Genomic DNA, 12022 nt, shown 5'->3' with positions numbered 1-12022 from the left:
AGGGACCGGAGCCGCCCGTCTGAGCGCGGCCGGCGAACGAAACGGGCGCGCGACCCCGGCCGCGCGCCCGGCCCCTCAGGTGTTCATCGACTGGAAGAAGTCGTCGTTGTTCTTGGCGTTCCGCAGCTTGTCGAGCAGGAACTCGATGGCGTCCTGCGCCCCCATGGGGTTGAGGATCCGGCGCAGCACATAGGTCTTCTGCAGCTGATCCTTGGGCGTGATCAGCTCTTCCTTGCGGGTGCCGGACTTCAGCACGTCGATGGCCGGGAAGATGCGCTTGTCGGCCACCTTGCGGTCCAGGACGATTTCCGAGTTACCGGTGCCCTTGAACTCTTCGAAGATCACCTCGTCCATGCGGCTGCCGGTGTCGATCAGCGCCGTGGCGATGATGGAGAGCGAGCCGCCCTCCTCCACATTCCGCGCGGCGCCGAAGAAGCGCTTGGGCCGCTGCAGGGCGTTGGCGTCCACGCCGCCGGTCAGCACCTTGCCCGAGGACGGCACCACGGTGTTGTAGGCCCGGCCCAGGCGGGTGACGGAGTCCAGCAGGATGACCACGTCGCGCTTGTGCTCCACCAGGCGCTTGGCCTTCTCGATGACCATCTCGGCCACCTGCACGTGACGGGTGGCCGGTTCGTCGAAGGTCGACGCGATGACCTCGCCGCGCACGGTGCGCTGCATGTCGGTCACTTCTTCCGGCCGCTCATCGATGAGCAGGACGATGAGATAGACTTCCGGGTGGTTGGCCTCGATGGACTTGGCGATGTTCTGCAGCATCACCGTCTTGCCCACCCGCGGCGGGGCGACGATCAGGCAGCGCTGACCCTTGCCAAGCGGGGCGACGATGTCGATCACCCGGCCGGAACGGTCCTTCAGCGTGGGATCGTCGATCTCCATGCGCAGGCGCTCCTCCGGATAGAGGGGCGTCAGATTGTCGAAGTGGACCTTGTGGCGGACATTCTCCGGGTCCTCGAAATTGATCTGGTCGACCTTCACCAGGGCGAAATAGCGCTCGCCTTCCCGCGGCGCGCGGATGGCGCCGACCACGGAATCGCCGGTGCGCAGGCCGAACTTCCGGATCTGCGAGGGGCTGACATAGATGTCGTCGGGGCCGGAGAGATAGTTGGCCTCAGGACTGCGCAGGAAGCCGAAGCCGTCGGGCAGGACCTCCATGGTGCCCGAGCCGGAGATTTCCACCCCCTCCTCGGCCAGGGTCTTGAGGATGCCGAACATCATGTCCTGCTTGCGCATCGAGTTGGCGTTCTCGATGTCCATCTGCTCGGCGAAGGCGAGCAGGTCGGAGGAGGATTTCTCCTTCAGCTCCTGGAGCGACATGCGCGTCAGGCCCATGGCGGCGATGGCCTGGGCGGCCAGGGACGGCTCGTCCAGATCGGCGTCCAGGCCGTCCTCGTCGGTCTGGGTCTCGAGGACTTCGGCTTCGGTGTCTTCACTCATGGGGGACTCGTCGGTCATGGAATTCCGGGGGGTTTGGCCGCTCGCAGCCCCACGCCGCCGGAAGACCGGGCGCAAGGCGGGCGGCGACAGGAGGCGCCGGTGAGCGGCGCGACAGGTCTCTATGTTCGAAAGCCGGGCCGTCGGCGCATGAACGCGCGGCGCCGGAAAAAGGCGGGGCGTGGGATGGCTCCCACGTCCCTCAGCCAAACCACAGCCGGGGGCGTCCCGTCAAGATCAGGTCAGAACAAAGCCCTTGGGTCCGGGCCCTGAACCGGAGCCGTCCCGGCTCAGCGGGCGCCGAACTCCAGGGTCACCGCCAGCACCGCGCCCACGGCGATCAGGAAGGGGATCTCATTGGTCATGCGCCAGAACTTGGCCGAGCGCGGACGCGCCCCGGCCACGAACTTCTTCCGCGCCCCGGCCAGGAAGCCGTGCCAGCCGGAAAGGGCCACGACCAGGGCGAGCTTGGTGATCATCCAGGGCTGCAGCAGAAAGCCCCAGCCGCGCCCGGCGCTGTGGACGTGGAAGAAGATCAGCGACAGCCCCAGGAGCCAGGTGGCGACCATGGCCGGATTGATGATGATCCTGAGCAGCTTCTGCTCCCAGACCTGGAAGTGGGCGTCGAACTCGCTGCCCGGAGGCGCCGTCTCGGTGTGATAGGCATAGAGCCGGGGCAGGTAGAGCATCCCCGCCATCCAGGCGATCACAGCGATGATGTGCAGGCCGCGCAGCAGGTCATAGGTGGTCATGGCGCCCTCCCCCGGGCCTTATGGTTTTTCGAGCCGTCCGGCGTCCCAGTGAACCTCAGGCCGCCCGACAGGGGCATTTCCCATAGGCGGCGGGACAGGTCCAGTCGCCCATCGGGCCAAGCCCCGCCTCCCGATCCAGCCCGGCGAGGACGGCGTCGCGCAGGCCGCGGATGAAGGCGGGCTCCACCCCCAGCGCCGGCGCCCGCAGATAGGGGCTGACCCCCTTGGCCTGGGCCAGCTCGGCATATTCGTGGTCCAGCTCCACCAGGGTCTCCACATGCTCGGAGACGAAGGCGATGGGCGAGAGCAGGACACCCTTGCCGTCCGCGGCGGCCTGGCCGATGGCCGCCTCGGTGGAGGGGCCGATCCAGGCCAGCGGCCCGACCCGGCTCTGATAACAGACCTGCCAGTCGGCCAGCTCCGGCAGGCGGGCGGCCACGGCCGCGGCGGTGGCCTCCACCTGGGCCTGGTAGGGATCGCCATCCTTGACCACCTTTTCCGGCAGTCCGTGGGCGGAGAAGAGCAGGCGCACGCCCGAGGGCCGGCCGGCGGCTTCCCAGGTGCGCAGGATCACCGCGGCATGCGCCTCCACCAGGGCGTCCTGGGTGGGATAACAGCAGACGGCCCGCGTCCGGCCCGGGCCGCCATAGGCCTTGGTCCAGTCCTTCAGGGACGAGGCGGTCGTGGTGGTGGAGAACTGCGGATAGAGGGGCAGCAGGATGATCTCATCGGGCGCGAAGGCCGCCACCGCCTTCGCCGTCTCCGCCGCCCGCGGCTTCCAGTAGCGCATGGCGATGAAGACCCGGGTCTCCATCGCAGGCGCGCCGGCGGCCAGGGCCGCCTGCAGGGCGGCGGCCTGCTTCTCGGTTTCCGGCAGCAGGGGCGAGCCCCCGCCCATGATGGCGTAGTTGGCCTGGGCCGACTTCCGCCGCGTGGTCGAGATCAGGGCCGCCAGGGGATAGCGGGCCGGCGCCGGCAGGCCGATGATCGCCGGGTCGCGAAACAGGTTGAACAGGAAGGGCTGGACGGCGTCAGGCCCATCGGGCCCGCCCAGATTGAACAGGACGACGGCCAGCTTCTTCATCTTGCGGTTCAACCCTTGCCGGTGATGCGCGCCACGGCCCGGGCGATGTTCTCCACCGGCGTGTCCGGCAGCACCCCGTGGCCAAGGTTGAAGATATAGGGCGCCTGGCCCCACTGTTCGATGAGCGCGTCGATGCGCGCGTCCATGGCCGCACCGCCCGCCCGCAGGAGCAGATTGTCGAGCGCGCCCTGGATGGCCTTGCCGCCGGCCTGGATCCTCTGGCCCTGGGCGGCGCTGGCCTGGGTGTCCAGGGCCACGGCCTGGACGGGGACCTTGGCCGCATAGTTGTCCACCAGGGCGCCGGCCCCCCGGGGAAAGCCGATGAAGGGGGTCTCGACGCCCGCGGCGCGGACCTTCTCGATGATCCGCGCATGCGGGCCGATGACGATGCGTTGGAAGACGTCCTCGGCCAGGCCTTCGGCCCAGCTTTCAAACAGCTTCAGGGCCTGGGCGCCGGCCTTGGCCTGCATGACCAGATAGCGGGCGGTGGACTCCACCAGAATGTCCAGCAGCCGGTCGAGCGCCTCGGGATGCTGGTAGGCGTAGGTGCGCGCAGCCGACCGGTCGCTGCCCCGGCCCTCGATCATATAGGTGGCCACCGTCCAGGGGGCGCCGGCGAAGCCGATGAGCGCCCGGTCGGGCTCGAGCTCCGCCCGCACGCGGGCCAGGGTCTCGCCGATCTCCGACAGCCGGCCGGTGGAGGCTTCGATCTGGCTCTCCAGGGCCGAAAGCGCCGGCAGCTCGCCGAGCCTGGGCCCCTCGCCGGCCTCGAACCACACCGCCTGGCCGAGCGCCCGGGGCAGAAGCAGGATGTCGGCGAAGACGATGGCCGCATCGAAGGGGAAGCGCCGCATGGGCTGCAGGGTCGCCTCGGCGGCCATGACCGGGTCATGGCAGAAGGCGATGAAGTCCTTCGCCCGGGTGCGCAGCTCACGATATTCGGGAAGGGATCGGCCCGCCTGGCGCATGAACCACACCGGGGGACGATCCAGGGTTTCCCCGGCCAGGACCCGCAGCAGGCGGGGAGAAGATGCGTCGCTCATGGAAAGCCTTAAAGCGGCTCTCCGTCTCCGGCTCAAGGGCGTGGCGTTCCCGTCCGTCCGTCTTCTTCCTGAAAGAAAGATTTAAAAAGGGGTGGAGGAGGAAGTAGGGCCGGTCAGACCCGGGGAGAACCTGGCCCGTCCCAGCGCCATACCGTCTTGTCCCCATTCGGCGCCCGTGCGCGCCCACCTGGCGAGGCTCAGCCTGTGAGTTGCGGGGATGAGCCCGCCAAACCCGCCCAACTCCTTAACAAAGTCTTAAACCCCAGCCGCGGCCGCATTGGGGACGAGGCCTGCGCCCCCCCCCGCCTGTGCGTTTACCTTTTGTTAAGGTCTTCCACCGCCGGTCATACCGTGGATGAAAGGCCAGGACCGTCCCGGTTTGTCCCCGCGGGTTCGGCCGTCGGCCAGGCGTGGCGGATAAGTCGGCGCCTATCCCCAAGTCCGTCCGCCTCGGCTAAGAGGTTTGTCGACTCCTTGATCCACAGGAACCTTTGTCGCAGGCGCCCCGCAGTCCGAAATGACCCTCTCGCGCATCGCCACCTATTTTCACGTCCACCTGGTATCGGACTCCACGGGCGAGACCCTGAACGCCATGGCCCGCGCCGTGTGCGCCCGGTTCGACCACGTCCTGCCCATCGAGCACATCTACGCCCTGGTCCGCTCCCAGCGGCAGCTGGACCGAGCGCTGGCCGACATCGAGGCCGCGCCAGGGATCGTGATGCACACCATCGTCGACGCCGAGCTGCGCGCCGCCCTGGAGGAGGGCTGCCGTCGGCTGGACGTGGCCTGCGTGCCCGCGCTCGACCCCCTGGTCTCGGCCCTGTCGCGCTATCTGGGGGCCAGCACCTCCACCCGCGTGGGCGCCCAGCACGCCCTGGACCACGACTATTTCAACCGCATGGACGCGCTGAACTACGCCATCGGCCATGATGACGGCCAGGGCGGCCAGGATCTGGAGCAGGCCGACGTGGTCCTGGTGGGGGTGTCGCGCACCTCCAAGACGCCCACCTGCATCTATCTGGCCCATCGCGGGGTGCGGGCGGCCAATGTGCCCCTGGTGCCCTCCCGGCCCATTCCCGACAAGCTGCTGGCGCTCAAGAACACCCTGGTGGTGGGCCTGACCATTTCGCCCGACCGGCTGATCCAGATCCGCCGCAACCGCCTGCTCAGCCTCAAGGAGAACCGAACCTCGGCCTATATCGACGTGGACTCCGTCCGCGACGAGATCGTCCAGGCCCGCCGCCTCTATGAGCGCCAGGGGTGGCCGGTGATCGACGTGACCCGCCGCTCGGTGGAGGAGACGGCCGCCGCGGTCATGAACCTGCTGAGCGCCGGGCGCGGCCAGGTGGAGATCCTCGGATGACGCCGGCCACCGCCCCGCCGCTGACCCTGGCCTCCAAGAGCCCGGCCCGCGCCCAGGTGCTGACCGGCGCAGGCGTGGCCTTCCGCACCGCAGGCTCCGGAGTGGACGAGGACGTGGTCAAGGCCGAGCGCCTGGCCGCGGGCGAGGGGCCCGCCGCCATCGCCGCCGAACTGGCCCGGGCCAAGGCCGTGGCGGTTTCGCGCCGCACGCCGGGCCTGGTGATCGGCGCCGACCAGACGCTGGATGTGGACGGCCGCCTCTATGACAAGGCGCAGAGCCTGGAGGAGGCCCGCGCCCGGCTGGACCTGCTGCGGGGCCGCCCTCACCTGCTGCACGCCGCCGTGGCCGTCGCCGAGGACGGCGAGGTGGTCTGGGAAGAGCTCGTCTCCCCGCGCCTGACCATGCGCGACTTCAGCCCCGACTTCCTGGACGCCTATCTGGCCGCCGAGGGCGAGGCCCTGCTGGGCTCGGTGGGCTGCTACCGGCTGGAGGGGCCTGGCGCCCAGCTCTTCGCCGCCATCGAAGGCGACTATTTCTCTATCCTCGGCCTGCCGCTCATGGGGCTCTTCCCCTATCTGCGCAGCCGCGGCGTGCTGATCGACTAAAGGGGCTTGGCCCATGAGGACGGCGCAATGAGCCATCGTCTAACCGGAGCTGGGATCGTGGCAGGCGTCGTGGGCGCGCCCGTGCGACATTCCTTGAGCCCCCTGATCCACAACGCCTGGCTGGCGGGCGCGGGGATCGACGGCGCCTATGTCCCCTTCGCCCCTCCCCCCGAACGGTTTGCGGCCTTCATCAAGGGTCTGCGCGGGGGGGCGGTGCGGGGGCTGAACGTCACCCTGCCCTTCAAGGAGGAGGCGCTCGCCCTGGCCGACCGGGCGAGCCCGCGGGCGGCGGCGGCAGGCGCGGCCAACCTGCTGGTCTTCGAGACCGACGGGACCCTCGTGGCCGACAATACCGATGGGCTTGGCCTGCTGGCCGCCTTCGCCGAGCAGGCGCCGGGCTTTGATCCGGCCGCCGCCCCGGTGGTGATCCTCGGCGCCGGCGGGGCGGCCCGGGGGGCGGCGGCGGCCTTCGCCGGCGCCGGCGCGCCGCAGGTCCGCGTGGTCAACCGCACCCTCTCCCGCGCCCAGGCCCTGGCCGAGGCCCTGGAGGGCCCCATCACCGCCTTCGCCCTTTCGGACGCCGCCCAGGCCTTGGCCGGGGCGGGCGCGGTGATCAATGCGACGTCCGCAGGCCTGTCTGGCGAGGCGGGCCTCGATCTGCCGCTGGCCGCGGCGCCTGCGTCCGCCCTTGTCATGGACATGGTCTATAAGCCGCTCACCACCCCCCTGCTGGCGCAGGCCAGGGCTGAGGGTCTGCGCACGGTGGATGGTCTGGCCATGCTCATCGGCCAGGCGGTTCCGGCGTTCGAAGCCTTCTATGGCGCGCCGCCGCCCAAGGATGTGGACGTGCGTAAGCTGGCCCTGGCCGCGCTCGGCCAGAGCGAAGGGAGGTTAAAGGAATGATGCGACTGATCGGCCTCACCGGCTCCATCGGCATGGGCAAGTCCACCACCGCGGCCATGTTCCGCGACCACGGCATCCCCGTCTATGACGCCGACGCCGCCGTGCACGACCTCTATGATGTGGGCGGGGCGGCCGTGGAGCCGGTGGGCGAGGCCTTTCCCGGCGTGGTGGTCGCAGGCGCAGTGGACCGCGAGCGCCTGCGCCAGGCCGTCCTGGGCGATCCGGAGGCTCTGAAGCGGCTGAACGCCATCGTCCATCCCCTGGTGGGTCAGGACCGCCTGGCCTTTTTCGCCCAGGCCCAGGCGAAGGGCGCCGACATGGTGGTGCTGGACATCCCGCTGCTGTTCGAGACCGGCGGCGAGGCGCGCATGGACGCCGTGGTGGTGGTCAGCGCCCCGGCGGACATGCAGCGCGAACGGGTGCTAGCCCGGCCCGGCATGACGCCTGACCGCTTCGACGCCATCCTGGCCCAGCAGATGGCCGACGCCGAAAAGCGCGCCCGGGCTCACTATGTGGTCGATACCGGCCAGGGCCTGGACCATGCCCGCGCCCAGGTGGACGCCATCGTCGCGCGCCTGCGGGCAGAAGCCTCAGCCCCGGTTGAAGGCTCCGCCCCGGTTGAAGCCTCAGGCGAACCGGGCCATTGATCGCCCATGCCGCGCGAGATCGTTCTGGATACCGAAACCACGGGCTTCGAACCCCGTGAGGGCCACCGCCTGGTGGAGCTGGCCTGCCTGGAGATCGAGGACTTCATCCCCACCGGGCGCAGCTTCCACTGCTATATCGACCCCGAGCGGGACATGCCGCCCGAGGCGGAGAAGGTGCACGGCCTGTCGGCCGACTTCCTGCGCGGCAAGCCCAAGTTCGCCGAGGCCTGCGTGGTGGAGGCCTTCCTCGACTTCGTGGGCGACGCCCCCATCGTGGCCCACAACGCCGCCTTCGACCGCACCTTCATCAATCACGAGCTTGGCCTGTGCGGCCGGGTGGAGATCGAAGAGATCCGCTGGGTGGACACGCTCGCCCTGGCCAAGGCGCGCTTCCCCGGCATGGCCAACTCCCTCGACGCCCTGTGCCGACGGTTCAAGATCTCCCTGGCCGACCGGGAAAAGCACGGCGCGCTCATCGACGCGCGCCTGCTGGCCGACGTCTATCTGGAGCTCAAGGGCGGCCGCGAACGGCGGCTGGAGCTGACGCCGGCCATCATGGCCCAGGCCGTGGGCGCCGCCCGTCAGGCCGCCTATGGCGCCCGTCCCCGCCCGCTGGCCCTGCGCTCCACCGACGCCGAACGCGAACGCCACGCCGCCTTCATCCGCGAAGTGGTGAAGTCCGACGACCTCTGGAAGAAGCACGGATTCTGAAGCGGGCGGAGAGGGCCGGGCGGGCGACGGGTGGCCTATGCCACAGGCCTATGCCATATCTTCCCTATGAACGCCTTCCGCCACATCAAGCTGTTCAAGAACGGGCGCAACCAGGCCGTCCGGATCCCCCGGGAGTTCGAGCTGCCGGGCGAGGACGCCATCATCTGGCGAGAGGGCGACCGGCTGATCATCGAGGCCGCCCCGCCGAAATCTCTGATCGCGCTGCTGTCTGAATTGCCGTCAATCGAGGAGACCTTCCCCGATATCGAGGACGCTCCGCCCGCACCGGTGTCCCTGTGACGCGCTACATGCTGGACACCAACATCCTCTCGGATCTGGTGCGCCATCCTCAAGGACAGGTCGCTCAGCACATCGCCCGGGTGGGCGAAGGCGCGGTATGCACCAGCATCATCGTCGCCGCCGAGCTGCGGTTCGGCGCGACCAAGCGTCAATCCGACCGGCTGTCGGCTCAGCTGGAAATGATCCTGGGCGTGCTGGACGTCCAGCCGTTCGATACGCCGGCCGACGCCGCCTATGGCCGACTCCGCGCTCAGCTGGAAGCCGAGGGCCTTCCCATCGGTGGCAATGACATGCTGATCGCGGCCCATGCGCTGGCGACGGGAAGCGTCGTCGTCACGGACAACCGGCGGGAATTCGAGAGGGTCGCCGACCTCAAGGTGGAGAACTGGCTCCGCTGAGCCCCGCGGCGGCCTTTGAACGCGCCGGGCGCCTTTGAGCGGCGCCGATCACGTTTGTCGGGCCGGGCGGGTTTCCGCCCCGCCTCAGGCGTGGCCGACCTGGCCGGGGGCGGTCTGTTCCACCGCGCCCTGAGCCTTGCGGGCGGCATAGACGCCGGCGAAGTCGATGGGGTCCAGCAGGAAGGGGGGGAAGCCGCCGTCGGAGGTGACGTCGGCGATCACCCGGCGGGCGAAGGGGAAGAGGAAGCGCGGGCACTCAATGAGCAGGACGGGCTCGATCTCCTGGGCCGGCACGCCGGCGATCTGGAAGACCCCGCCATAGACCAGCTCCACATGAAAGACCGGGCCGTCTTCACGGGCGGCGCGGGCCGAGAGCTTGAGGTCCACCTCGAACAGGCCGTCATCGCGGCCGCGGGCGTTCATCTCCACGCCCAGGTCGATCTGGGGCTGGGCGGCGGCGCCGCGCAGGGCGTCGGGCGCCCGGGGATTTTCGAAGGACAGGTCGCGGATGAACTGCGCCAGGATGCGCACGCCGGGCTCCTGGGCGTCGGCGCCGTTGGGCAGGGCGCCGGGGGCGGCCGCGTTGGTGTCGGTCATATGAGCCTGTCCGTTCCTAGGATGACTGGGCCTGGGGGCGCCACCGGCGGTGGGCGGCCCTGGGGTTCGGCGGGTCCGCCGGGGGACCTTCCGCTGGCGCGGGCTGCTAACATGGCCCCCCCTGGGATGCAACGTCGCGCCTGACGCGGGCGTTCACACCGACTATATAGGGGATGGGCGATGGTGTTATCAGCCGTGGCCCGCCTTAAGTTTCGAGACGCCCAAGCCCCGTTCAGAAGCCCAAGAGAGACGCGTTGCCCCTACTGGAGCTGATCATCTTCGCCGCCCTGGCCGCCGTCGTGCTGTACCAGCTCTATTCCGTGCTCGGCCGCCGGGTGGGCCGCCAGCCGGAGGACCAGCCGCAGCCCGAAGCCGCCGCGCCCCAGGCCCGCGCGCCAGAGCGCGTCCTGGAGCCCGCCGAGGACGGCGTGGCCCTGACGGGCCTGGCCGCCGTGCGCGCCCGCGACCCCAGCTTCGACGTGGGTCACTTCCTGCATGGCGCCAAGGGCGCCTATGAAATGACCGTGCGCGCCTTCGCCGACGGGGACCGCCAGACCCTGCGCAACCTGCTGTCGGACGAGGTCTATGGCTCCTTCGAGGCGGCCATCACCGCCCGCGAGGCCGACAACCGCACCGAGACCGTGGAATTCCTGCATCCGCCCCGGGCCGATATGGAAAAGGTCGAGCTGGTGGGCGACCGCGCCCAGGTGACCGTGCGGTTCCTGGCCGAACTGCGCAGCCGCACCCGCGACGCCAGCGGCGAGGCGGTGGACGATCGCCGCACCGCCGAGCTGTGGACCTTCGAGCGCAACCTGAAGAGCCGCGATCCCAACTGGACCCTCACGCACGTCGCCCCTGCGGAGGCTTGAGCAAGTGAATCTGCGTCTGGTCGGCGCCCTGATGGGCGTCCTCCTGCTGTCGGCCTGCGCCACCCGCGCGCCGGCGCCTTCCGTTCCGCCTGGACGGGCCCCCGGGCCTGCGCCCGCCCCGGCGCCGGGGCCCGCGCCGGCCACGCCGCCGGCTGTGCCGGCCAGCTTCGCCGAGCTCAAGGGCTGGACGGAGGCCGATCACGCCGCGGCCTTCGCCGCCTACCGGGCCACCTGCGGGGTGGCGCGCGATCCGGCCGCCGCCGAAATCTGCCGCCGGGCCCGCAGCGGGCCTGAGCGCCTGGGCGCCGCGGCGGCCCGCGCCTTCTTCGAGACCCAGTTCCGGCCCGAGCGCCTGCAGGGCGAAGGCGTGCTGACGGCCTATTACGCGCCGGAATACACGGCCCGCACCACGCCGGACGCCGAATACAGCGCCCCTGTCCGCCCCAAGCCCGCCAACCACGCCGCCCTCAGCGGCCGGGCCGACCGGGCCAGCATCGAGGCCCAGCCGGCGCCCGATGCGCTCGCCTGGATGCGGCCGGAGGAGCTGTTCTTCCTGCAGATCCAGGGCTCGGGCGTGCTCACCTTCCCCGATGGGACGCGGGTCAAGGCCCTGTTCGCGGCCCATAACGACCTGCCGTTCTCCGGAATCGCCAATCCCATGCGCCAGCGGGGCCTGCTGGCGGCCGACAACACCTCGGGCGAGGCCATCCGCGCCTGGCTGGCGGAGCGGCGGGGACCGGAGGCCGACGCCATCATGCGGCTGAACCGCCGCTATGTGTGGTTCCGCCTGGCGCCGGACGATGGTCTGCATCCCGTGGGCGCGGCCGGCGTGCCCCTGCCGCCGGACCACGCCATCGCCGTGGACCTGAGCCGCCACGCCCTGGGCACCCTCTTCTGGATCGAGGCCCAGGCGCCGATCCTCACCGGCGCCTTCCCCACCTACAATCAGCTGGCCCTGGCGCTGGATACCGGCGGCGCCATCCAGGGCCCGGTTCGCGCCGACCTCTATCTCGGCTCCGGTCCTGAGGCCGGCGTGGAGGCCGGACGGGTGCGCCACACCCTGTCCATGGTGCGTCTCGCGCCCCGGGTGGGACCGGACCTGGCCCCGTGAAGCGGCCGCTGCGACCGGAGGAGCACAGGCTCTGGTCGGTCGTGGCGTCCACGGTCCGGCCCCTGCCCGGCCGCGCCCCTGCGCCGGAGCCTGCGCTCCCGCCTGAAGCCGTGGCGCCGCAGGCCTCGGGTCCGCAGGCGCCGCCCAAGTCCGCCCGGCCCAAGGGTCCGCCGCCCTCGCCGCCCAAGCC

At 70.3% G+C, this 12022-nt stretch carries 14 protein-coding genes and 1 pseudogene; 10 read left to right on the top strand and 5 right to left on the bottom strand.

Going from position 1 to position 12022, the window contains the following annotated elements:
* Positions 1 to 75 precede the first annotated feature (75 nt).
* From rho to hemE, 4 genes are all read right to left on the bottom strand, one after another.
* Entirely contained in the window at positions 76 to 1470 is a 1395-nt protein-coding gene (gene rho / locus V7D28_RS09945) for a transcription termination factor Rho (RefSeq protein ID WP_333587226.1), read from the bottom strand.
* A 269-nt stretch (positions 1471 to 1739) separates the two neighbouring features.
* Positions 1740 to 2201, bottom strand: a complete 462-nt coding sequence (locus V7D28_RS09940) for a CopD family protein (protein WP_333587225.1) — start codon at positions 2199 to 2201, stop codon at positions 1740 to 1742.
* Between the two features lie 55 nt (positions 2202 to 2256).
* Positions 2257 to 3285 carry a ferrochelatase gene (gene hemH, locus V7D28_RS09935; protein WP_333587224.1) on the bottom strand — a complete coding sequence of 343 codons (1029 nt, stop codon included), beginning with the start codon at positions 3283 to 3285 and terminating at the stop codon, positions 2257 to 2259.
* An 8-nt stretch (positions 3286 to 3293) separates the two neighbouring features.
* Positions 3294 to 4328, bottom strand: a complete 1035-nt coding sequence (gene hemE / locus V7D28_RS09930; RefSeq protein ID WP_333587223.1) for a uroporphyrinogen decarboxylase — start codon at positions 4326 to 4328, stop codon at positions 3294 to 3296.
* 517 nt (positions 4329 to 4845) lie between these two features.
* On the opposite strand from hemE, the gene V7D28_RS09925 reads away from it, so the two are divergent.
* From V7D28_RS09925 to V7D28_RS09895, 7 genes are all read left to right on the top strand, one after another.
* Complete coding sequence (locus V7D28_RS09925) at positions 4846 to 5691, top strand: pyruvate, water dikinase regulatory protein (RefSeq protein WP_442957922.1); 846 nt, start codon at positions 4846 to 4848, stop codon at positions 5689 to 5691.
* Positions 5688 to 6296, top strand: coding sequence for a Maf family protein (locus tag V7D28_RS09920; protein ID WP_333587222.1), 609 nt, complete (start codon positions 5688 to 5690; stop codon positions 6294 to 6296). The genes V7D28_RS09925 and V7D28_RS09920 overlap by 4 nt, the downstream gene beginning before the upstream one ends.
* A 27-nt stretch (positions 6297 to 6323) precedes the next feature.
* Positions 6324 to 7199, top strand: a complete 876-nt coding sequence (gene aroE, locus V7D28_RS09915; protein WP_333587221.1) for a shikimate dehydrogenase — start codon at positions 6324 to 6326, stop codon at positions 7197 to 7199.
* Positions 7199 to 7846, top strand: coding sequence for a dephospho-CoA kinase (coaE, locus tag V7D28_RS09910; RefSeq protein ID WP_333587227.1), 648 nt, complete (start codon positions 7199 to 7201; stop codon positions 7844 to 7846). Before aroE ends, coaE begins: the two co-directional genes overlap by 1 nt.
* Before the next feature lie 6 nt (positions 7847 to 7852).
* Entirely contained in the window at positions 7853 to 8557 is a 705-nt protein-coding gene (dnaQ, locus tag V7D28_RS09905; protein ID WP_333587220.1) for a DNA polymerase III subunit epsilon, read from the top strand.
* A 66-nt stretch (positions 8558 to 8623) separates the two neighbouring features.
* Positions 8624 to 8857 carry an antitoxin gene (locus V7D28_RS09900; RefSeq protein ID WP_333587219.1) on the top strand — a complete coding sequence of 78 codons (234 nt, stop codon included), beginning with the start codon at positions 8624 to 8626 and terminating at the stop codon, positions 8855 to 8857.
* The gene (locus V7D28_RS09895) at positions 8854 to 9255 is read left to right on the top strand and encodes a type II toxin-antitoxin system VapC family toxin (protein ID WP_333587218.1); all 402 of its coding nucleotides are present in this window, start codon (positions 8854 to 8856) and stop codon (positions 9253 to 9255) included. The genes V7D28_RS09900 and V7D28_RS09895 overlap by 4 nt, the downstream gene beginning before the upstream one ends.
* Before the next feature lie 84 nt (positions 9256 to 9339).
* Here the strand turns inward: V7D28_RS09895 and secB are convergent, their stop codons facing one another.
* The gene (gene secB, locus V7D28_RS09890; protein ID WP_333587217.1) at positions 9340 to 9852 is read right to left on the bottom strand and encodes a protein-export chaperone SecB; all 513 of its coding nucleotides are present in this window, start codon (positions 9850 to 9852) and stop codon (positions 9340 to 9342) included.
* 254 nt (positions 9853 to 10106) lie between these two features.
* Here secB and timA point away from each other — a divergent pair, with 254 nt between their 5' ends.
* The 3 genes and pseudogenes from timA to V7D28_RS09875 form a co-directional block, all read left to right on the top strand.
* The gene (timA, locus tag V7D28_RS09885; RefSeq protein WP_333587216.1) at positions 10107 to 10721 is read left to right on the top strand and encodes a TIM44-related membrane protein TimA; all 615 of its coding nucleotides are present in this window, start codon (positions 10107 to 10109) and stop codon (positions 10719 to 10721) included.
* Positions 10722 to 10725: 4 nt separating this feature from the next.
* Complete coding sequence (locus tag V7D28_RS09880; RefSeq protein WP_333587215.1) at positions 10726 to 11832, top strand: MltA domain-containing protein; 1107 nt, start codon at positions 10726 to 10728, stop codon at positions 11830 to 11832.
* Positions 11829 to 12022: pseudogene (locus V7D28_RS09875) on the top strand (hypothetical protein); the annotation flags it as partial. The gene V7D28_RS09880 and the pseudogene V7D28_RS09875, both read left to right, overlap by 4 nt.

Source organism: Phenylobacterium sp. (assembly GCF_036723115.1).
Classification (GTDB): domain Bacteria; phylum Pseudomonadota; class Alphaproteobacteria; order Caulobacterales; family Caulobacteraceae; genus Phenylobacterium.
This window is presented reverse-complemented; position numbering and strand designations above follow the sequence as displayed.

Coding starts and splice junctions, on each gene's coding strand:
- rho (WP_333587226.1), bottom strand. CDS start 1,470: ATGACCGACGAGTCCCCCATGAGTGAAGACACCGAAGCCGAAGTCCTC.
- V7D28_RS09940 (WP_333587225.1), bottom strand. CDS start 2,201: ATGACCACCTATGACCTGCTGCGCGGCCTGCACATCATCGCTGTGATC.
- hemH (WP_333587224.1), bottom strand. CDS start 3,285: ATGAAGAAGCTGGCCGTCGTCCTGTTCAATCTGGGCGGGCCCGATGGG.
- hemE (WP_333587223.1), bottom strand. CDS start 4,328: ATGAGCGACGCATCTTCTCCCCGCCTGCTGCGGGTCCTGGCCGGGGAA.
- V7D28_RS09925 (WP_442957922.1), top strand. CDS start 4,846: ATGACCCTCTCGCGCATCGCCACCTATTTTCACGTCCACCTGGTATCG.
- V7D28_RS09920 (WP_333587222.1), top strand. CDS start 5,688: ATGACGCCGGCCACCGCCCCGCCGCTGACCCTGGCCTCCAAGAGCCCG.
- aroE (WP_333587221.1), top strand. CDS start 6,324: ATGAGCCATCGTCTAACCGGAGCTGGGATCGTGGCAGGCGTCGTGGGC.
- coaE (WP_333587227.1), top strand. CDS start 7,199: ATGCGACTGATCGGCCTCACCGGCTCCATCGGCATGGGCAAGTCCACC.
- dnaQ (WP_333587220.1), top strand. CDS start 7,853: ATGCCGCGCGAGATCGTTCTGGATACCGAAACCACGGGCTTCGAACCC.
- V7D28_RS09900 (WP_333587219.1), top strand. CDS start 8,624: ATGAACGCCTTCCGCCACATCAAGCTGTTCAAGAACGGGCGCAACCAG.
- secB (WP_333587217.1), bottom strand. CDS start 9,852: ATGACCGACACCAACGCGGCCGCCCCCGGCGCCCTGCCCAACGGCGCC.